General features: G+C 66.4%; 23 protein-coding genes. 5 read left to right on the forward strand and 18 right to left on the reverse strand.

Annotated features, from left to right (window positions below; translation table 11 throughout):
• Positions 1 to 361: 361 nt before the first annotated feature.
• From AC1DYN_RS14630 to AC1DYN_RS14645, 4 genes are all read right to left on the reverse strand, one after another.
• Positions 362 to 1,936, reverse strand: a complete 1,575-nt coding sequence (locus AC1DYN_RS14630) for a hypothetical protein (RefSeq protein ID WP_477960695.1) — start codon at positions 1,934 to 1,936, stop codon at positions 362 to 364.
• A gap of 4 nt (positions 1,937 to 1,940) precedes the next feature.
• Positions 1,941 to 2,720, reverse strand: a complete 780-nt coding sequence (locus AC1DYN_RS14635; RefSeq protein WP_477960697.1) for a hypothetical protein — start codon at positions 2,718 to 2,720, stop codon at positions 1,941 to 1,943.
• A 198-nt stretch (positions 2,721 to 2,918) separates the two neighbouring features.
• Positions 2,919 to 4,346, reverse strand: a complete 1,428-nt coding sequence (locus AC1DYN_RS14640) for a hypothetical protein (protein ID WP_477960699.1) — start codon at positions 4,344 to 4,346, stop codon at positions 2,919 to 2,921.
• A gap of 386 nt (positions 4,347 to 4,732) precedes the next feature.
• A complete protein-coding gene (locus AC1DYN_RS14645) occupies positions 4,733 to 5,011 on the reverse strand; it encodes a hypothetical protein (RefSeq protein ID WP_477960701.1) in 279 nt (92 codons plus the stop codon).
• A gap of 151 nt (positions 5,012 to 5,162) precedes the next feature.
• Between AC1DYN_RS14645 and AC1DYN_RS14650 the strand changes: the two genes are divergently transcribed.
• The gene (locus AC1DYN_RS14650; protein WP_477960702.1) at positions 5,163 to 5,453 is read left to right on the forward strand and encodes a hypothetical protein; all 291 of its coding nucleotides are present in this window, start codon (positions 5,163 to 5,165) and stop codon (positions 5,451 to 5,453) included.
• A gap of 182 nt (positions 5,454 to 5,635) precedes the next feature.
• On the opposite strand, the gene AC1DYN_RS14655 is transcribed toward AC1DYN_RS14650, so the two are convergent.
• The 14 genes from AC1DYN_RS14655 to AC1DYN_RS14720 all read right to left on the reverse strand — a co-directional run bounded on the left by AC1DYN_RS14655 (position 5,636) and on the right by AC1DYN_RS14720 (position 14,645).
• Entirely contained in the window at positions 5,636 to 6,409 is a 774-nt protein-coding gene (locus AC1DYN_RS14655) for a phage antirepressor KilAC domain-containing protein (protein WP_477960704.1), read from the reverse strand.
• Positions 6,406 to 6,993, reverse strand: a complete 588-nt coding sequence (locus AC1DYN_RS14660) for a nuclease domain-containing protein (protein WP_477960706.1) — start codon at positions 6,991 to 6,993, stop codon at positions 6,406 to 6,408. Before AC1DYN_RS14660 ends, AC1DYN_RS14655 begins: the two co-directional genes overlap by 4 nt.
• Positions 6,990 to 7,361: a hypothetical protein gene (locus tag AC1DYN_RS14665; protein ID WP_477960708.1), complete on the reverse strand. Its 372-nt coding sequence runs from the start codon at positions 7,359 to 7,361 to the stop codon at positions 6,990 to 6,992. Before AC1DYN_RS14665 ends, AC1DYN_RS14660 begins: the two co-directional genes overlap by 4 nt.
• 108 nt (positions 7,362 to 7,469) lie before the next feature.
• On the reverse strand, positions 7,470 to 7,679 hold the full coding sequence (locus AC1DYN_RS14670) for a hypothetical protein (protein ID WP_477960710.1): 210 nt from the start codon (positions 7,677 to 7,679) through the stop codon (positions 7,470 to 7,472).
• Positions 7,676 to 8,134, reverse strand: a complete 459-nt coding sequence (locus AC1DYN_RS14675) for a RuvC family protein (protein WP_477960711.1) — start codon at positions 8,132 to 8,134, stop codon at positions 7,676 to 7,678. Before AC1DYN_RS14675 ends, AC1DYN_RS14670 begins: the two co-directional genes overlap by 4 nt.
• Positions 8,131 to 8,316 carry a hypothetical protein gene (locus tag AC1DYN_RS14680; protein WP_477960713.1) on the reverse strand — a complete coding sequence of 62 codons (186 nt, stop codon included), beginning with the start codon at positions 8,314 to 8,316 and terminating at the stop codon, positions 8,131 to 8,133. Before AC1DYN_RS14680 ends, AC1DYN_RS14675 begins: the two co-directional genes overlap by 4 nt.
• A 68-nt stretch (positions 8,317 to 8,384) precedes the next feature.
• Entirely contained in the window at positions 8,385 to 8,879 is a 495-nt protein-coding gene (locus AC1DYN_RS14685; protein WP_477960715.1) for a hypothetical protein, read from the reverse strand.
• Positions 8,880 to 8,974: 95 nt separating this feature from the next.
• Positions 8,975 to 9,271, reverse strand: a complete 297-nt coding sequence (locus AC1DYN_RS14690; protein WP_477960717.1) for a hypothetical protein — start codon at positions 9,269 to 9,271, stop codon at positions 8,975 to 8,977.
• The gene (locus tag AC1DYN_RS14695) at positions 9,268 to 10,794 is read right to left on the reverse strand and encodes a DNA methyltransferase (RefSeq protein ID WP_477960719.1); all 1,527 of its coding nucleotides are present in this window, start codon (positions 10,792 to 10,794) and stop codon (positions 9,268 to 9,270) included. The genes AC1DYN_RS14690 and AC1DYN_RS14695 overlap by 4 nt, the downstream gene beginning before the upstream one ends.
• The gene (locus AC1DYN_RS14700) at positions 10,791 to 11,495 is read right to left on the reverse strand and encodes a DUF6475 domain-containing protein (protein WP_477960721.1); all 705 of its coding nucleotides are present in this window, start codon (positions 11,493 to 11,495) and stop codon (positions 10,791 to 10,793) included. Before AC1DYN_RS14700 ends, AC1DYN_RS14695 begins: the two co-directional genes overlap by 4 nt.
• 2 nt (positions 11,496 to 11,497) lie before the next feature.
• Entirely contained in the window at positions 11,498 to 12,493 is a 996-nt protein-coding gene (locus tag AC1DYN_RS14705) for a DUF1376 domain-containing protein (protein WP_477960723.1), read from the reverse strand.
• The gene (locus AC1DYN_RS14710; RefSeq protein ID WP_477960725.1) at positions 12,490 to 13,404 is read right to left on the reverse strand and encodes an MmcB family DNA repair protein; all 915 of its coding nucleotides are present in this window, start codon (positions 13,402 to 13,404) and stop codon (positions 12,490 to 12,492) included. The genes AC1DYN_RS14705 and AC1DYN_RS14710 overlap by 4 nt, the downstream gene beginning before the upstream one ends.
• A gap of 32 nt (positions 13,405 to 13,436) precedes the next feature.
• The gene (locus tag AC1DYN_RS14715; RefSeq protein ID WP_477960727.1) at positions 13,437 to 14,141 is read right to left on the reverse strand and encodes a helix-turn-helix domain-containing protein; all 705 of its coding nucleotides are present in this window, start codon (positions 14,139 to 14,141) and stop codon (positions 13,437 to 13,439) included.
• 144 nt (positions 14,142 to 14,285) lie between these two features.
• Entirely contained in the window at positions 14,286 to 14,645 is a 360-nt protein-coding gene (locus AC1DYN_RS14720; protein ID WP_477960729.1) for a hypothetical protein, read from the reverse strand.
• A 91-nt stretch (positions 14,646 to 14,736) separates the two neighbouring features.
• Between AC1DYN_RS14720 and AC1DYN_RS14725 the strand changes: the two genes are divergently transcribed.
• The 4 genes from AC1DYN_RS14725 to AC1DYN_RS14740 all read left to right on the forward strand — a co-directional run bounded on the left by AC1DYN_RS14725 (position 14,737) and on the right by AC1DYN_RS14740 (position 18,217).
• The gene (locus tag AC1DYN_RS14725; protein WP_477960730.1) at positions 14,737 to 15,537 is read left to right on the forward strand and encodes a S24 family peptidase; all 801 of its coding nucleotides are present in this window, start codon (positions 14,737 to 14,739) and stop codon (positions 15,535 to 15,537) included.
• A gap of 2 nt (positions 15,538 to 15,539) precedes the next feature.
• Complete coding sequence (locus tag AC1DYN_RS14730) at positions 15,540 to 15,884, forward strand: hypothetical protein (protein WP_477960733.1); 345 nt, start codon at positions 15,540 to 15,542, stop codon at positions 15,882 to 15,884.
• Positions 15,885 to 16,131: 247 nt separating this feature from the next.
• Positions 16,132 to 16,644: a hypothetical protein gene (locus AC1DYN_RS14735; RefSeq protein WP_477960734.1), complete on the forward strand. Its 513-nt coding sequence runs from the start codon at positions 16,132 to 16,134 to the stop codon at positions 16,642 to 16,644.
• A 13-nt stretch (positions 16,645 to 16,657) separates the two neighbouring features.
• Positions 16,658 to 18,217 carry a hypothetical protein gene (locus AC1DYN_RS14740; RefSeq protein ID WP_477960735.1) on the forward strand — a complete coding sequence of 520 codons (1,560 nt, stop codon included), beginning with the start codon at positions 16,658 to 16,660 and terminating at the stop codon, positions 18,215 to 18,217.
• Positions 18,218 to 18,221 lie beyond the last annotated feature (4 nt).

Raw genomic sequence — 18,221 nt, forward strand, 5'->3', positions numbered from 1 at the left:
CCATGTGCCGGAACGTTTGGACGCGGCCCCAATCGTAGGTGAGGCGAATCCATATCTCGACAAAGATTTCATCCTCACTGCTCATGGACGACTTGGCCATCGAAAGGTCCCTTGCGAGTGCAAACGCCTGCAATGTACCGCTTGGACCGGATCAACTCGCGCCGACGCGGACGTGGATCTCGCAATCGTGGTGGCCCAAGGAGGCCTGAGTTCATCACGGTGGACAACCGTATGTCCACGGACGCGCCGCTAGAATTCGCCGAGCCGCGCGCGCGTGCGCGAGACCGACATAACGGCTGAGTGCGCCGCAAAATTTCTCGGCCGTCGTCCGTCTCGCCGCCCCTCCCGGCGCCGCGCAGTATCAAACGTCTGCCAGTTCTGCGGCCAGCTCGGCGGCCATGTCGTTGGCGACCTTGCGCGCCTGGCCTGCGTGGGTCGTGGCGTTGCGATCGGCGGGTGTGTAGTGACAGCCCTCCAGGAAGGCGAAGCTCATCGCGTCGATCAAGTCGGGGGACTTCAGCCCCTCCTCGCGCATCTTCTCTTTGGACATCATCACGTACCGGAGCCCCCCCGCCTCGGTGAAGTGGTACGGCAAACGCGCGCCCTGGCCGATGATCCGCTCCTTGAGGGTGCGATCGATCTTCTGGGGGAGAACCACCCGCCCCTGGCGGACGGCGTCACGGAAGCGAACCATGGCGCAGGCGCGCAGGTTGTAGTAGCGCTCCTTGTATTCCTTCTTGAAGCAGGGCTGCCCCCAGTCCACCCGGTGCACGACACCCCCGCTGCGCTCGATCAGCTTGCACACCGCGTGACCGATGCCGCCGTTGTCCACGTACAGCGTGGCGTTGCTGAGCTGCCCCAGGAGGTTCGTGAGGTCGCCCGCCATGTCGATCTCGTTCTTGGTGTTCGAACAGATCGGCACCTCGATGTACTCGACGCGGCGTGCGTCTGGGCCCTGGTCGCCGTCCCCGATGATCTTGGCGAGCACGGCCACGCTGTCGTCGCGGTACTCGCCCATGCCCACGTCGCCCAGCAGCACCAGGCCGAACGGCTCGTCGTCCTCGATGATCTTGCGCGGCTGGAATGCGCGCTCCAGGTCTTCCCGGCTCAGGAGGGTGTTGCTGCTGTTCTCGGCGAACAGCCCCCGGCAGCGGATCTTGTACTCGATGCTGTCGCGGCCACCGCATTCGAACATGCGCGCCTTCAGCCAGTCGTCTGTTGCGAACGGGCTGTTCTCGGAGCTGAAGCGCAGCGAAGTCCACTGCCCCCCAGCCGCCTTGCGCAGGCTATGGTGGCTGTCGTAGAACCGCCCGGCGTTGCGCGCGCCCTGGCTCGCCATGAGCGTGCGGTTGCCGCCCTGCGTCTGCGTGCCGTCGATCACGTTGAAGTGGTCGTCCGGAACCCCGGCGGCCTCGTCGATGATGATGAGCTGCCAGAAGCGGTGCTTGCCGGCCACGCCGATCGCCTGGCCTTTGGCCATCGCAATCTGGCTGATGAACCACTGGCTTTCGTAGCCCCGGACCGCCACCCGCGTCTTCGTGATGTCGAAGTAGTCGTTGATCCAGCCGTACTCGCCGTTGGCGATCGCCAAGCGGGCGTCGCTCATCTCCTTCCAGACGCCGTCTGCGACCTGGCTGACCAGGGGCGCGCCGATGTAGGTGTTGCTGCCCACCTCCACCTTGCCGTCGTAGATCGCGAGTGGGTAGCACAGCAGGTGCCACAGCGCGATGCGGCCGAACGCGGCGGTCTTGCCCGTCGAGGTGCCCGATACCACGCTCACGCGCGCCGTGGGGTYGGCGATCTGGATCAGCAGCTCGGCCTGATCCTCGCTGGGCGTCATCCCGCAGACCTCCACCGCGAACGCGAGGGGGTCAGCGCAGTACCGCTCGACGAAGGCCTCGTAGCGCGGGTCAGCGAAGATCGACTGCTTCGCCACGCCCTCAGTCGCCCGCCATCCCGAGCGCGTTGCGGCGCGCGCGCACCTCGGCGGCCTTCTCCAAGGCGGCGTTCATCTTGCTCGCGAACCGAGCGTCAGCCGTCTCCATGTCCAGGCTGACGTGCTCGATCGTCTGCTCGGTCTTGTCCTTCCACTTGTCGCCCTGGCGATTCTTGAGCCACCACTGGATCGCGCTCACGTCGGGCTCGATGATCTTCGTGTACGGCGTCTTGACGACCTCGCTGCCCGCGTTCCCGCCGAGGCTGACCGTGCGGATGTCGATGTCGGGATGCTCATAGCCGATCGCGGCTTGGTACAGGCGCTCCGCAACCTTGCTGTCGGCCTCCAGCTTCCCCAGCTTCAACATGCGGCCGAACTCGGGATGCGCGAGCTGCCACCGCTCGATGGTGCGCTCGCTGAAGCCCAGGTACTCGGCGAGCTGCTTGTTCGTCGCGCCCATGATGCTGCAGAGCCGATGCGCGATCTCGACGTACTCCGGCCGGAACAGACTCGGCCGGCCGCCCTTCTGTGCGCTCTCCTCGGCATCCAGTCCCGACTCTGGATCACTCTCGGTGCGCGGCGCTGGCTCTGCCTTCGGCACGACCAACGGCCTGGGCTTCGCCTTAGGCTTCGGCTTGGCGGCCTCTTTCCGGGCTGCCGGGGCCTTCTTCTTGCCCACCTGTGGGCTTGCCTCGGGCGCGGGTGCGCGAGGCTTCTGCGCGGCCTTCTGCGCTGGCGCCTTCGGAACGCCGATCGCCGCACCCTTGGCGGCCTTCTTGGGCATCGGAGTCTTCGTCGTCATGCCGGCATGTTGGTGGACACAATTGCCGCCGGGCCCGCGCGTTTTCCGAAGCGCGCAAACAAATGGCCCCGAGCGGTGATGCCAGGGGCCAAAAGGAGCGCATTGCGTCGCAACAGTGCCCTCGTCCGATGGGCACCCTTGTTCGAGGGATCTACCTGCCCACCGGCGGTCGCTTCCGACTTACTCGGACGCGGTGATCAGCGAAGTGATCGATGCGTCGAAGTCAACGCCACCGTCCAACACGCGACCGTCGTCGTTGCGCACCCAGACGCGGATGCCGAACGCCGCGTTCACGTCGGCCGCCGTGACCGTGTGCTCGATCGTGTCAGACGACTGCCAGGAAGCAGGCTCGCTGGCGCCACCGACGAACGAGAAGCGGTATTCGAGAGGGCGACCCTGAGGGTCGCTGCCGAGCGCCTTGATGGTCAGGTGATCGCCCACCTTGAACACACGGCCGAGAGGATCAGCGCCGTTGACCCGCACGCCTGCGACCTGGGCGGGCTTGTCGGTCGTGTCCACCGGGATGGTGATCGGGCTGAACAGGCCGGCACCGGAGTTGCTGGTCAGGTAGACCACGCTCGTGACCTTGACGTTGTAAACGCCGCTGGTGGCGGAGCCTGGGATCGTCACGAGGGGGTCGTTCGACTGCTGCTGCACGCCGCCGCTGTACCAGTAAGTCGTCGAGGTCGGGACTCCGGACACCGTCGCGTCGAAGCGTGTCAGGAACGCGATGGGCGCGCCTGCGCCAACAGGGTCAGCCGTCAGGTTCATGCCGAGCGTGGGAATGGCGTTGTCGTATGCCTTGCCGTTGATCGTCACGCCTTGGAGGAGCGGCGCGCTCTGCGCGGTGTTCATGCCGTAGGAGACTCGCACCAAGGCGTCACGGTATTGATCCGCGCCGGTGAACCCGTCGTCGTTGTTCAGCTCGATCGAGACCTCCAGGGTACTGAGCACCGCGTCCGTCTGGGCCACTGTGTAGTTCAGCAGGTAGCCCGTGCTGTCGGTCGTCATGGGCAACTCGGTGTAGCCAGCGCCGAGGTGGCTGAAGGCGCGCGGCGTGATCGGGCGCTTGTTCGGGTCCTCCACCTTGACGTGGATCGCGATGCTGTCGCCGACCGACAGCTTGCGGCTCGAGGTGGCGGTGTACGTCGCGGCCACGATGTGACCCGTGCTGCCGCCGTCCACGCTGACCTCGGCAATGACCGGGTTGCGGCTCAGGCCAACGTCGCCCGCGTCCGAATCTGACGAGATCGTGCGGCCGGTCTGAACGCCCCAGATCACCGCGCCGTCAGCGGCCTTGGTGCGCGTCTCGATGTCATACGTGCCGTCAGGCACCGTGCCGCTGAAGTGCGCCTGGTCGTTCGTCACGAGGGTGATCACCTCGTGCGTCGTGGTGTTGGTCAGCGTAACGGTGGCGCCGATCAGGCCCACCTTGTCGCCACCCACGATCGAATAGTCGGCGATGCAGTCGCCGTTCACGTCCACGAGGGTGTCGGGCGTGCCGTCGCCATCGGCGTCGATGTTCAGGCCCGGGCACGAGGGCGAAACGGCCAGCGCGCGCGCACGCTGCGCCGCAGCAGCGGCGTGCTGGACGCCGTTGAAGTACATGGCCTTGCTCGTGGACACAGAGCCCGAGAAGGTCGCGGTCTTCGAGGGCGGCGGGGGCGCTGGCGTGGAGCTTCCGCCGCCACCACCACACGCCGTCAGGGCGAACACCGCGACAACAGTCGCCCACTTGCCGATTCCAATGCTTCTCATGTCAGTTCTCGCATGGTAACTACAGTTTTTGTACGCCTCAGCGCCTCCCTGGCCTTCGGCATCGATCATTGTGCGTTCGCCTCCGCCCTAAACCTGGGGTGGCATCCGCGCATGTGTGCACTGTGCCACCAGTAACACCAAACCGCAACACTTGTTATCTGTCGTGGGTCGAAATGTGGGCATTTTTCACGTTTCACTACCAAGCATGCGCGCGCAGCGCAGCAACACACCCGCGCTCACCGCTTGTAGCCGTCCAGGGCCGAGTGCCTGGCTGCGCGCTCTTCGAACGTCAGGTACATGTTGGCGCGGGGGTCGTCGAGGCTGACCCAGTCGTACATGTAGCGCCCGTTGGACACGACCATCGCGCCGCCGTGCGTCTCGTGCACGCGGATCTGCACGCCATGCTTCTTCGTCTCACGCCGGTCGCCTGCCCGAGGCTTCTTCCGCTGCGGACCGAGGACGATGATGCGCGTGTTGGCCCACGGGTTGTGGTTCGGGGCCTGCCGCTCAGCCATTGCGCTTCGCCTGAGGTGCGGCCCGGTCCAGGCGGGCGAGGGGGATGATGTCGCCCATCAGCATCCACCCAACTGAGGATTGCGTTCGCCGAACGGCGCGAGCACCATGGCGCCCCAGAACAAGTTCGGACGTTCAGTCATTGGAGGGGCCATGCATATCATTCATCGAGTTGCGCTCGACAATCAGGACCGCATTCACAAGGTCGAGTGGCAGAAGGTGGACCCGGCTGCGAATGCTTGGGTTGGCGGTCCGAAGGTCGTTGACGTGATCGAGGTTGTCGACGACATCAAGTGCGGAGGGATCGTCTACATGTCCGTGCCAGGGGGGCCAGGAAACGGCCCCTACGTCATGACGTTCGCCGACCAAGCCGGCAACGAGTGGATCAAGGTGAACCCCAAGAACGGCGAGACTCGCTCGCTGCAAGACCTGCCGAGGCTGTGAACTGCTTATGACGCCGCGGCGTCCGTGGGGTGCGGTCATGCGGTCACCTCGGCACGACACCAGCATGTCGGCCTCGCATGCCATCTGCAGGCTGTGCTCGGTGTTCTCGCGATCGACGTGCGACCATCTCGTGGCCGCGTGGTGGCGGCCGGCTTCCTGTCGAATCACTCCGTTCTCCATGGCTATTGCGCCTTGACGGCTTGTGTCGCCGCCGCCTGCTCGCTTCGGTAGAGCTTCTTCGCGATCCAGGCGATGCCCAGCGGCGTGAACTTGACCTGTACCCAGTCGTGCTCGTTGTGGTTGCCAGTCTTGACCTCGAAGTAGCCCTTGTTCTGCCACTTCGCATAGGGCAGCAGCGGGCCGCCCTCGTTCTGGCGGAACATGATTTCGCCGGCGATCAGGCGCCGCACGAAGTCCGTCTGCCGGACGTTGAGCACCTTCGCGACCTCCCGCACGCCCAGGCTGTTCTTGGCCTCGACGTAGCGCTCGACGAAGGCCACGGCCGGCGCCTGCTGCTGGAGCTGCGCCTGCTGCAGCTCGATCTGCTCGGCCTGCTCGGCGGCCAGGCGCAGCGCGCTGGCCAGGGTCGTAGGCACCTGGAAGGCGTGCGACGGCGCAACACCCTCCTCCAGCTCCTGCCAGCGATCGACAAGGCGCGCCGTGAACTCGGGCGAAAGCTGGGCCACGATCACGTAGCTGTCGCGCTTGCCGACGCGGTAGACGGCGATCGTCTTCGGCCCTGGGCCGGGGTTGCGCACTTCCTCAGATTGAGGGAGTGTGATCACGCCGCGATCGGCCAGCGTTTCGATCGTGCGCTTCACGTTGTCGTGGCGCAGCTCGACAAGCTCGGCGATGTCGCGACTGGTCATCGTGACGGAGGCGTGATTGTCGTTGGCGGCCAGCGGTGTGGGCGCAGGCCCGGCGGCCGGACGCCGGATCAGTTGGCTGTTGCTCATGGGCCCATCTCCACTCGGTTGAAAAGCGGATCGTTGCCAGGCTGGCGAGCGGTGGCGATGAGCGCCAGCGCCCATTGCGCGGCCAGGCGGTCCGACTCATGGCGCGCCGGATCGGCGGCGATCTGGTGCCAGTAGACGAGCTGCAGGGCGTGGCCGCGATCGAAGGCCGCGCGCTTTTCGGCCTCCAGTGGCCGGCGGTTCTGGTCGAGCCATTCGTGGCAGGCACTGCAGGCCCAGCAGCTCCAGTAGTCGTCGGCCTTTCGCGCGCCGGCCTTGCCGTGTTCGCCCCAGTTGCTGTGGGCGGCGACCGTCGTCGCATCGTCGCGGTTGCAGATGCCCGGGACACCCAGCAGGCAGGGCATGCCACGCGCGAGATCCAGGAGGCGCCGGTTGCGGTACTGGATCGTCTTCGGCGACGCGCGCACGGCGCCGTCGATGCGCGCCAGCACGCCCATGCGCAGCGGCTTCAGCGTGCCCAGCACCGGCGGCGCGCGATCGGCGCGCGGCGGCCGCGCCGGGGCCTTGGGATTGAAGGGCTTGCGCTCTATCGGCGCGCCGCGCTTCATGGGGGCGCTGCGCTTCATCGCGGCGCGTCCGACATCCAGCCGGCGACGATCTGGTCCATCATGCGCATGGCCATCTCCGCGTCGAATTGCGGGAGGATGCAGGTCAGGACGGCGTGCAGCGCGTTGCGGTAGAACTCGTCGAAGGCCTCCTGGCTCATGCTCTCGTACTTGATCGAGTGCGGAACCCGCTGCACCTCGCCCGAGGCCGGGTCGATGTGCGGATCGAAGTAGCCGGCGGCGAGCTTGATCGCGACCAGGGCCTTCGGGATCGTGTCGTAGGTGTCGCTGTTCTGGGTGATGAACTGGAGCAGCGCCATCATCTTGCGGTGATGCCGGCCGTTGCGCGGCGTGGCCCACTCCATGCGCAGGAATCGACCAGGCTTCATGTGGGCGAGCTGGCGCTTGAACTTTTCCCATGCCTCGTGATCCGTGTCGGTCGAGCCGACAAGGCCAGTCGCAGTGCGGATCAGGATCGCGCGCATTACTGGACGACCTCATGCGGCACGCTTCGCCGTCCTGTTGTCCATCGCCTCGGCGCAATCGCCGCAGACCGTGATCTGCGCGCCCGCGTAGCGGCGGCGCCGGCTGCCGAGCTGGCCCTTGCTCTTGCCGCAGGGCATGCACCGGAACGTGATCGCATGCCCGCAGCCGGCGTATCGGAAGGCGCTCAATCCCGACCGCGTCGCGTCGTCGCCGCTCCTCATGCAGGCATCCCGAAGCGAGCGATGAGCGCCGCATCCGCGAGGGCCTGGCCCTTTTCCTTCGCGTCCAGATCACGCCACTGCGGCCAGAGCAGGATCGCCGTGGAGCGCGCGGCGTCCTTCTCGGTGCCGATAAGCCCTGCGGCCCTCTTCCACTTCTGCGGCGTCGCGAGCGTCATGGGCATGTCCAGGCCCTGCACCAGGCCCTGCACCGTGCCCGCCGCGTGCCCGAAGGTGAACGCGCTGCCAGCGCCCTGCTTCGGCATGATGCCGACGAGCTCCATGACGACGTGCGCCGAAGGGAACTGACGCAAGAAGTCGGCGACCTTCGCGCCATTGACGCGCGTGTTCGTGCCGATCTTGAGCGTTGGCATGTGCAGCCACTCGATCGGCGTGTCGCCATCCAGCACCACCAGGGCGCCCGTACATCCGGGATCAATGCCAATGCGAAGTTTCATTTCTTCCTGTCCTTTTCGACCGGCGCCAGCGCCAGCCCACCTTTCACGAGCGCGCGGATTCGGGCCTCGTCCAGCCCCCACTCCACGCTGTCCTTGAGCGACGCCGTGCGGCGCGCACTCAGCGCCTGCTTGTCGCCCTGCATCCGACCGATCGCCTGGATCAGCCGCGCGGCGCAGAACACGCACTTGCGGCTGTCGTACCGATTCCAGGCGCCGTTCGTGGCTCTCGCCCTACTGCACTCCTCACAGCTCACAACATCACCACTTGCACGTCGGCACGGCGGCCACGCCCGGCGCGGACTTCTCGCATGCGCAACTCGGTCTTCCGGTGCGCGCGCACCAGCGTTCGCGCCGGCAGCTCGCTCAGCGCCAGCTCGTAGCCCTCGAAGGCGTTCGAGACGGCATTCAGGCCCGAGCCCGTCAGGCGGAGAACCCCCACCTCCACGCTGCGACGGGCGGCGATAGCCATCTCGCGCGCGGCCTCGGCGATCCACTCGCCGTCGTCGTTGACCTCCCCCATCTCCACCAGCGTTTCGAGCAGGTTGACCAGGTCAGCGATCACGCACCAGTCGTTCGTGGTCGGACTCGGCGCCGTGCGCATCGCCTCGATGCCGGCCCGAATCTGGTCGAGCTGGTGCTCGCGCTTGGACAGCGGAAGCGGCTGGGTCGGGCTGGCGGTCATTTCGTCGAGCAGCGTGTGCTCGGTAGGCGCCGCGGTGCGGCGGTTGCTTCCCTTGCGGCTCATCGCGCATTCCTCATCAGAATCGTCAAATCCATCTCCAAACCGCCACGGGCACACGATAACAATCGTACACGTTGACGATGACAGTTGTTGTTGTATCAGGCAAAAAAAGGGCCGTCGTCGGCGTGCATCGTTGGATCATTCGCGGCCGGAAGGTCGGCGAGCAACGCTGCGAAGTGCGGCTGCGCCTCCGTCAGGTCGCGCTGCACTTCCTCCAGCGCGCCGCACCAGGCCTGAACCTCGTTGTCGGCCTCTTGCGTGGGCTTGATGCCCTGCGGAGCGTTGACGCCGCGCACCGCGCTGCGCGCGCGCCAGGCCCGCATCGCGACGTACTCCACGCGGGCTCGAAGAATGGCCATGACTTGGCAGGCCTGGGTGATGGTGACAACTGTCATGCTTGCTTTCCGAACAGGTCGGCCTGAGCGTCGGCCTCTTGAACGCGTGCGGCCTCTTCCGCCGCGAACTGGTGCGCCCACGCAATGCGTGCGCGCGCGATTTCCACGTAGGCCGGGTCCAACTCGCAACCGATGAACCCGAGGCCCTCGAGCGCACACGCCTTGCCCGTGCTGCCGCTGCCCATGAACGGATCGAGCACCGTGCCGCCGGGCGGCGTCACCAAGCGCACCAGGTAGCGCATGAGCGCGGTGGGCTTCACCGTGGGGTGATGATTGCCCTTGCGCTCGCCGCGTGCAGCCAGGTTTTCCGCATCGCGCAGCGTGCTGCCCTTCGCGAACTGCGGCCCCGGGCTGGCCAGGCCTTCGTGGCGATCGGCGGGGCTGGCTTTCGCGCAGTAAAAGAAGCGCGCGGCGCTGCCAGCGTCATGCCGCCTTGCACCGGGTTTCATCTTGAACCCGACCGCGCCAACGTTTTCGCTGTCGGCGCTGGCCTCGTCGCCTCGACCGCGCCTCATTGCGCCGTAGGTGTTCTGGGCCTCGCGGCGGCCGCTGCTGCTGCTGGCGTCGGCCTGCTGCCCGGGTGCGCTCGGGAAGGCCTTCAGCACGTCGTCGCTGCCATCGTGGACCACATTGGCCGGGAAGCGGCCGGCGGGCTGCACGAACGCCAGGCCCGTCGTCTTGCCCGGGACGTTCATGCCGGACGCGCTCAGCGACCCAGAGACCGCGCGAGCCCCCGCCGCGGCGTATGCGCCGCCATTCAGGTCGTCCGTCGTCTCGACGCGGCAGGCGTCGATGTTCAGCCCGCCGGTGCCGTGCGCCAGCACGTTCTCGACGATCGTCCCGGCCAGCGGCTTGCGAGCCATGATGATCGGCTCCCAGGCCGGCTTGAGCTGGCTTCCCCAGCCCTCCCACTGACGCGCGGGATCGGTCGCGGCGGCCGTCCTGTAGTTGACGACCGCATCGGAATTTTGGAACGACCGACCCTCGGTGTACCCCTTGCCGTCGTCAACCACGGAGCCCGAGCGCCCCCCGGTGACGGACGACACCCCGATCACCTCGCGCTCGGCGCCGGCCGCCTTGTCGATGGCCTTGCTGACGTTGAGCGACTTCGGGAAGCCCGACCCGTACACCCAGGCCGCCAGCGGCGCGCCGGCGCCGTCGTGCGCGTTGCCGATCGCGTCTCGCAGCTCGAACCCGGCCAGACGCACGGCCATGCTCATGAGGTCCATGCTGCGCGTGCCGGCGAAGGCGAGGAGATGGCCGCCCGGCTTCAACACGCGTAGCACCTCGCGCCAGACCTCCGGGCCAGGCACCCAGGCGTCCCACGACTTGCCCATGAAGCCCTTGCCCTTCGGGGTGTAGACCTCGCCCGCCAGCCAGGCACGCAAGCACTCGACGACCTCGGCGGGCCGGTGATCGCTGAGGCCGTAGGGCGGGTCGACGACACACGAGTCCACGCTGCTGTCGGCCATCCCCTGCAGGGTCGCCAGGCAATCGCCCTGGTTCAGCTGGAATGCGCTCATGCAGCCGCCTTCTTGCCGGGCTGGCTCTGATTGGCGGCCGGCGTGTCGCGGCCAATCTGCACCAGCTCGGCAAGGCGCGGAGCGCCCAGCATCGCGGCACCGCCGAACGTGACCTTGGTCTTGCCGCCGGTGTTGCCGCCCTCGAACACCTGGCGGCACGCCGCCGGGTTGCCGACCAGCATGGGAACCGGCGGCTTCAGCCCGACCTTCTTGTAATGCTCGTCGGCATCGCGCGCACCACCGAGGCGCCGGGGGTACTCGAACTCACCGCGCCCGGTGTACGCGCGGTGCCCCTCGCAGAACCGGTGCTGCACGTAGCCCAAGTCCTTCATCTCGGTGCGGCAGACCTTGGGCCAGCCGCCGAGATCCTCGATCACGGCGTGGATCGCCGGGTCGTCGAACACCACATCCTGGTAGGCGCCGACGGCGCTCATGGCCTCCAGCGTCTTGCCCCAGGCGAGCATGCTGCGGTCGGTGTGCGTGCCTTCGAGGACGCGCGTCACGTCACCGATCTTCGGTACGAACTTGCCGGCCTCGGCATCCTGCGTGAGCGAATCGATCGCCTTGGTGACCTGCTCCATCGTCCAGCGCTGACAGCCGCGCCAGTAGACCGAGATGATCGCCGGCGAGACCGGCGTGCGGTGGTAGGCATAGACGCCGGCGATCAGCTCGGCGAAGGCCTTCTTGTCGGATTCCTGCACGTTCAGTTTCCTGCGAAGGTAGCGGCGGCGGCGAGGTTGCTGTCTTCCAGCGCCGTCTGCCTGTTGTTGGTGGAGACGCGCTGTCCACGGCGCTGCTGGCATGCCGCGACCATCCAGCCGCGCGGGTCAGCGGGCCGTTCGAGGCACGCCGCGCGCATCACGTCGAAGACAAGCACGCGATCGTTGCCGTTGTCCTTGATCAACTTGCCAATGAACTTGCCTGCGATATCGCTCGCAACGCCGGCGGCCAGGAATATGGCGCGGCCCGCCGTCCAGAGCAGCCGCTCGTGCTCCTCCAGGAGCGGGGCCCCCTCCTGGCGATGCATCACGGCAACCGCCTCAAGGGGAGTCATGGCCTGGACTGCTGCTGGTGCAGCGGCGGCGGCGCCGCCCGCTCCGTCAGGAGCGGAAGTAGTTCCCTGTCCCTGTCTCTCTCCATGTCCCTGTCCCTCTCCCTGTCTATTGGATGCCGTTTCCCCTGCTTGTCCCCCGGACGGATCGAATGTGTCCCTAGGGACATGCAACGGCTGTCCCACGGGACAACCGGCCGCAAGCCAAGCTTCCAACGTCGGCTTCTGGACGTTCGCGCCCTCGTGGCGGTCGTTGTGCTTCTTGATGCGGCCGCACTCGGTCATCCAGCGCTGCTTCAGCTTGGCCTGCCATGCATCGCGCGCCTTCTCGGCGACGACGGGGTGATAGAGCCGGCCGTCATCGCACTCGATCCAGCCGCGCAGCGCGCCGACCCTCACGTCCTTCCATGCCTTGTCGACCTTCCCGCGCAGCGCGTAGCCGGCGGTCTTGGCAATCCACTTCTCGTCGTTGGGGATCGAGGCGGCCGGAATCTGGTGCCACGACGCGGCCCACAGGAGGACGGCGGCCCAGCATGCCTCGGGCGTCTCGCTCGAAGCCAGTTCCGAGTCGCGCAACCGGGCCACGTCCAACGGCATGAATGCGAAGTCCTGGAGGTCGCAGTCGGCGTTCGTCAGAGGCGCGGTCAATTCGCCACCCCGGCCTGGCCGGACAGCACCGCGTCGGCCGAGCGGATCTCCTGCGCAAGCGCATCCAGACGCTCAGCCATCTCCTTGAACGGGTGCCGGCGCCAGTTGTGCTCACCCGCCCGCAACAGGCCGCAGAGCTGGGACGCGCGGGCCTGCAGGTCGGTCAGCAACGCTTCGGCGGGCAAGCCCAGGGCGACGGCCAGGCGACCCATGGCATCGGAGCAGCGGTCGCGATCCCGTTCCCGCTGTGCCTGTTGGAGCGTGCGCTCCTCGGCGTCGCGCTTGGACTGCGCGAGGCGATCCGCCTCGTACCTCTCGATGTCGCGCTTGCGGCGCTCGGGAAGCCCTTGAAGGTCCGCCAGCATGGCAGCCACTTCGTCGCCGAACTTCTTGCCAAGCGCACGCCGGGCGGACCACTCGGTGAACTGTCGCAGCTTGCGCGCATCGCCCTCGCGGTGCACGCCGTCCAGCAGCAACTTGATCCAAGCCTGGTATGGCAAGTCCATGAGCACAGTGCGAACAGGCTTCTTCGCGTAGCGCCAGACCCCGGCCGCACTGCGCACGATGAGCCCGCAGGTCGGCGGCACGTCCTTCTTGTCGATGAGGCCCGCCGGCACCGCGAACGTCATGCTGTTGGCGTAACGCAGGTAGCTCTGCCACTTGCCCTTGGTGACATCGCCCCTGAAATCGGCCACGCTCACCTTGCACTCGAACGCCTCGAATGACAGGCGCGTGTAGGTCGGCTCCAATGTGTAGACATCGGGGCGCGGACTGCCGCTCTCGCCCAGTTGCATGTCCTCCCAGGTGAGGCGCTTGCTCGTTCCACGCAGGTACGCGGCCAGGTCTGTCGCCAGGTCGTCATGCGACAACGGGCAAATTCCAGGCGTACCTCGCTCTTTGATGTTGCTCATTTCTGGTCTTCGTGGGGAGGGGGAAGTGGCGCTCAGGCGCCGCCGCGCGCGAAGAGGTCGTCGTTCGCGCTGTGCTGACGCAGCTTGCTGGCCACGTCCTTCGCAGAGGCCGTGTTCGCCCGCAGGAAGCGATCGATCTGCGCGCGCGCCGTCGCCAGGCCATTGGCCTCGAACGACATCGCGGCGGTGTTCAGCGGCGCGCCGCCGCGCATGTCCTCGAACGTGGCCGCATTCAACTCGACGAAACGCTTGAATGCCTTCACCAACCGCTCACCCTCATCGACGATCAGAAGCGCCGTCTCGATCGCCGGGCCACCCATCTTGGTCTGCTGGATGATCGCGTCGGCCAAGCACATTGTCATGCTGGACAACATCTGTTCCGATGCGGACACGRCCTGGCGGCGGATCGCGCTGTTCGGATCGCGATCCGGCTCGTCGCTGATGCCCACCAAGTAGTCCATGCTCACACGGTAGACGTGGGACGCGCGAATCAGCATGCGCAGCGGCACGGGACGGCGGCTCATCTCCCACTGGTTCAACTGCGCAGGCGTCTTGTAGCCCAACAACTCCGCACCCTTGGTCTGGGAGTAACCGTTCAACTCGCGTGCGTTAAGCAATCGTTCAGCGACTGTTCTGTTAACGACAGCCTTGTCTGTCCTCATGCTGAGGCTGCGCGTGTTGTGAACGGCAGCCGCTTTCGCGCCGCCCGCCGGTATGGGCCTGGTGGACTCATTCATGGTCGATTGGCGTCAATTTTTTGCGGTTCTAGGGGGGTCACACACGTTTTGACGCAACAATAGTTGCGCCTAGCAAAGGGAACGTGTGATACTCCCTGTATGCTCACAATAGTTACTTACGCGCCTGATAGGCGCTTGTCATATTCAGGACGAGCGGGCGGCATGCGCGCACGCCGCGCACCCTCGCACGACGTGCCAGCTTGCACCGGGACGCAATCGCTCGACCTTGACGCCACTGATCGCCTCGATGTTCATGGCGATGTCGGCAGTGACACCGCCGCGCTTGATCCAGTTCGCCACATGCGCAGACGCGATCGGCTTGTGAGAGTGTTCGCGCAGCGCGGTGATGAAATCCGCCTGGGAGGTGAACTTCGCAATCGCCTCGCGCAGTGCACTGATAGCAGCCTCCCGGAGGGCTCGATCAGGAGGGGTCGCCTGAAGAGCGTCGGTGGAGGGGTCTGCCGAGGCGGGGGCGGGATTGAGAACAGTTGTAGCTTCACTCATGTCTCAACTGTAACTCAGTCACCAACTCAAAACCAGTGTTACCGGAACAAATTGTTGGCAAACGTTACGGCAGTCAGAATAGGATCACGACATGAACTTGGGTAAGCGCATCGCAACAGCGATCAAGATGGCGGGACTGACCGCTCCCGACGTAGCGAGAGCTTCGGGGGCGCCCATCGCCACTCTGAACGCGCTGATGCGGCGTGACAGCGACGTGTCGCGCTACACCGAGGCAATCCTTTCCGCCCTGCCGAAGCATCGGGTCAACGTTGACTGGGTCCGCACCGGGCAAGGGACTCCCGAGCCGATCGCTCCGTCCGGCGCGGTACATCAATTGCACCCGGAGATCGGACAACAAACAGCACCGCGACTTGCCGCAGCACAACCAGCAACAACAAATGAGACGGCCGGCTTGGCAGCCGCGCCGCTGAGAAGTTGGGAGCACCCAACTGAGTTGCCTCCGGGGGAATGGGTCTTCGTGCCGAAGCTTGGCATCCTCCAATCCAATCCGGGGGAGAGCAATGGAAGACGAACCGTGTTACTGACCGAAGAAATTCAAGCCTTCAGAGCGAGCTGGATTCGCCTGGACCAACTTCAACCTGCATCGCTCGCCTGGTACGACGCGACCGACGCGAGCGCGGAGCCGACGATCTTCCGTGGCGACAGCTACGTGATCGACACATCGACGACAACTGTTGTTGACGGCAAGACCTATGCCGTCCTGTACGGCGGCTCCATCCGACCGCGAAAGCTGTTCGTCCTCCCTGACGGAGGCATCCGTGTGGTGCCCGCCAACGGCGAATACACAACCGTCGATATCGCGTCAGGCAACCTTCAGACCTTGACCATCCTCGGCCGCGTGGTGCATCGCGCCGGCAAGGGCGGGCTCTGAGCATGGCCGGGGCGCAGAGGCAGGCCACCCGGGTCATCTCGCTCCCCCAGGCGCGCGCCCCACGCGGTGCGGTGCCGATCCCTGAGAACATCGGTCACCAGGCCGCCCAAGCCGAACTGGACGCCGCGCTGTTCCCCCACTACCTGCTGGGGCGTCAGCTCGCGCTCGAAGAGGTCGTTCGCGAGCTGCTGCTGGGCCTGGCGCCGGAGCAGCGCGCCGAGCTGGTGGACAAGATGCGGTTCAACGCCGACTTGGCCATGCAGCGGCTGCAAGACGGCATCGCCGACCCCAAGGACGACGCCGCAACCTGCGGCTATGTCTGCACGATCCTCCAGCAGGGCATGTAGACCCCCACGCCGCAAAGATCAGCCGCCCATAGGGGCGGTTTTTTTTCGCCCTGCGGTTGCCCTGCCGCAACCCGACTCAGCCTCTGCCCGTGCAAATGTCACGGAAAGTGTTCCGCCATCAGGCGCGTCAGCGCCATCAAAATGGAACACCTGTTTCTCTTGTTGCTCTTTTGCAGGAACATCTGTTATTCTTCGAGAACACCAGTAGCCGCCGCCAGCGCGGCTTGGCAACGACGGAGAACGACAGATGTCCAGCCTGACCCTGCCCCACGGATACCACAAGCCCCACCAGATCGGCGGCCGCCGCTTGCTGACCATGTCGGGCGTCATCATCGGCGGGGCGATCCCCGCCCACGACGAGTCGCCGAGAGCCGACACCGCCCCCGGCCTGACCGCATGGTCTATGGAGCCGGTTGCCCAGCATCGAGCCGGCTGCATCGCCGCGAACGCTGAGCTGTTCGAGGCCGTCGCGGAGCCCGCGCCCTCGATGCTTGCGCGAGGCCGCTTGTTCGGCGCGCTGGTCGCTATCGCGATCGCCATCGGCCTAGCGTCGATCGCCTACCACCTGTGGAGCGCCCCGGCACCCCAGGTGCCCGCCGTCCTGATCGCCCACGCCATGCGTCACAGCGCCGTCCCGGCCGCCCACCAGATGGCGTCCGAGCTGCGGCTCGCCACCGGCGCCCTGCTCGCCCTCTTCCCTCTGGGCATCTACGCCATCCACGTCACCACACGCTGCGCAGAGTCCGCAGTTCAACACTGAGGAGCCCTACGGAATGAACGCAAGCACCCCCATCGACATGCTGCGAGCCGCTGAGGCAGATGCCACCGCCGGAAACGCTGACGTCCAGTTCGTCGTGATCGCTGAGCCCGGCGACGAACAGGCGACGGAGTCCGCGTCCGAGCTGGTCGACCGCGCGGAGATCAGCGGCGGGCAGTCGCTCGTGAAGCTGTCCAAGTCGGAGGCGCAGCTCGCACAGTTGCGCACCGAGTTGGCCGGCATCGACCTCGCCCTGATCGAGACCGACACGACCGTCGAAGACGTGGCGCGCAAGTTCCGCGTCAAGGCGTCCGCCAGCATCACCGCGTTCAAAGAGAACTGCCTGGACCTGCGCCGACCGGCTCGCGACTTCGCCACGCTGGTGATCAAGGCCGAAGAGGTGATCGAGACGAAGATGCGCGAGGTGCTGGCCACCGTCAGCGACCCGCTGAAGAAGATCGACGACGAGCGCAAGGCCGAACGCGAGCGCAAGGCCACCGAGGCCGCCGCCGCGCTCCAGAAGATCACCGATGCGGTGAACGCAATCCGCTCGCGCCCGAACCTGATGATGGGCAAGCCGTCCACCGAGGTCGCCGAGGCCCTGTCTGTGATCGAGGCCATCGACATCACCGAGGAGGAATTCGGCAAGCAGGCTGGCGACGCCATGATTGCGAAGTTCGAGACCATCGAGACGCTGAAGTCCATGCTCGGGAACGCGCTCCGCCTGGAAGCGCAGCAGCGCGTGCTGGCCGAACAACAGGAGAAGCTGACGAAGGCAAACGACGCGCAGAATGCGCTGAACGCCATCGCCGGCATGGCGATGCAGGCCCTCGGCAAGCCGGCCGCGACGATCGCCGAGTTGATCACCGAGCTGGAAGCGGTGGACGTGATGGCCGATGTCTTCGGCGATCGCGCCGCGGAGGCCCTGGCCGCGCGCACCCATGCGCTGGCGTCCCTGAGCCAACTGCACGCGGCGGCCGTGAACGCCGAGGGCGTGGCCGCCCAGCAGAAGCAGCAGCAGGACGAGCTGGACGCCAAGGCCCGCGAGCAGCAGGCGCGCCAGGAAGCCCTGGACAAGGCCGAACAGGATCGCAAGGACGCCGAGGCGCGCGCCGATCGCGAGAGCAGCCAGCGCGCGGCCGACATCCAGGCTCGCATCGACCGCATGAGCCAGACCCCCGATCGCCTCGAAGCGACGGAGGCGACCGCCAGCGCGATCGAGTCGGAGCTGCGCACCCTGAACGACACGCTGGTGACGATCGCCGACTTCGGCGACCGCCAAGCCGAGGCCGACAAGGTCAAGGCGTCCACCCTGGGCGCGCTGAGCCTGCTGCACGCCGCCGCTGAACAGCGAGAGGAGACCGAGGCGGCTGCCGCGCGCGAGGCCCAGACGCAGCGCGAGCGCGAGGCCGCCGCCGAGGCCCTGGCCGACAAGGTGCGCGAGGTCGCCGGCGTCCTGCTGGAGATCCTGCGCGACTGGAGCGCGGCCGACGGCCTGAAGGGCGCGAAGAAGACCGCCGCCCTGGCCGCCGCCGCCGGGCGCCGCGACGCGCTGCTGCAAAGCCTGAAGGGCTGAATCC

Source organism: Rhizobacter sp. P2_D12, from assembly GCF_056404395.1.

Coding starts and splice junctions, on each gene's coding strand:
- AC1DYN_RS14635 (WP_477960697.1), bottom strand. CDS start 2,720: ATGCCCAAGAAGGCCGCCAAGGGTGCGGCGATCGGCGTTCCGAAGGCG.
- AC1DYN_RS14640 (WP_477960699.1), bottom strand. CDS start 4,346: ATGTACTTCAACGGCGTCCAGCACGCCGCTGCTGCGGCGCAGCGTGCG.
- AC1DYN_RS14645 (WP_477960701.1), bottom strand. CDS start 5,011: ATGGCTGAGCGGCAGGCCCCGAACCACAACCCGTGGGCCAACACGCGC.
- AC1DYN_RS14650 (WP_477960702.1), top strand. CDS start 5,163: ATGCATATCATTCATCGAGTTGCGCTCGACAATCAGGACCGCATTCAC.
- AC1DYN_RS14655 (WP_477960704.1), bottom strand. CDS start 6,409: ATGAGCAACAGCCAACTGATCCGGCGTCCGGCCGCCGGGCCTGCGCCC.
- AC1DYN_RS14660 (WP_477960706.1), bottom strand. CDS start 6,993: ATGAAGCGCAGCGCCCCCATGAAGCGCGGCGCGCCGATAGAGCGCAAG.
- AC1DYN_RS14665 (WP_477960708.1), bottom strand. CDS start 7,361: ATGAAGCCTGGTCGATTCCTGCGCATGGAGTGGGCCACGCCGCGCAAC.
- AC1DYN_RS14670 (WP_477960710.1), bottom strand. CDS start 7,679: ATGAGGAGCGGCGACGACGCGACGCGGTCGGGATTGAGCGCCTTCCGA.
- AC1DYN_RS14675 (WP_477960711.1), bottom strand. CDS start 8,134: ATGAAACTTCGCATTGGCATTGATCCCGGATGTACGGGCGCCCTGGTG.
- AC1DYN_RS14685 (WP_477960715.1), bottom strand. CDS start 8,879: ATGAGCCGCAAGGGAAGCAACCGCCGCACCGCGGCGCCTACCGAGCAC.
- AC1DYN_RS14690 (WP_477960717.1), bottom strand. CDS start 9,271: ATGACAGTTGTCACCATCACCCAGGCCTGCCAAGTCATGGCCATTCTT.
- AC1DYN_RS14695 (WP_477960719.1), bottom strand. CDS start 10,794: ATGAGCGCATTCCAGCTGAACCAGGGCGATTGCCTGGCGACCCTGCAG.
- AC1DYN_RS14710 (WP_477960725.1), bottom strand. CDS start 13,404: ATGAGCAACATCAAAGAGCGAGGTACGCCTGGAATTTGCCCGTTGTCG.
- AC1DYN_RS14720 (WP_477960729.1), bottom strand. CDS start 14,645: ATGAGTGAAGCTACAACTGTTCTCAATCCCGCCCCCGCCTCGGCAGAC.
- AC1DYN_RS14725 (WP_477960730.1), top strand. CDS start 14,737: ATGAACTTGGGTAAGCGCATCGCAACAGCGATCAAGATGGCGGGACTG.
- AC1DYN_RS14730 (WP_477960733.1), top strand. CDS start 15,540: ATGGCCGGGGCGCAGAGGCAGGCCACCCGGGTCATCTCGCTCCCCCAG.
- AC1DYN_RS14735 (WP_477960734.1), top strand. CDS start 16,132: ATGTCCAGCCTGACCCTGCCCCACGGATACCACAAGCCCCACCAGATC.
- AC1DYN_RS14740 (WP_477960735.1), top strand. CDS start 16,658: ATGAACGCAAGCACCCCCATCGACATGCTGCGAGCCGCTGAGGCAGAT.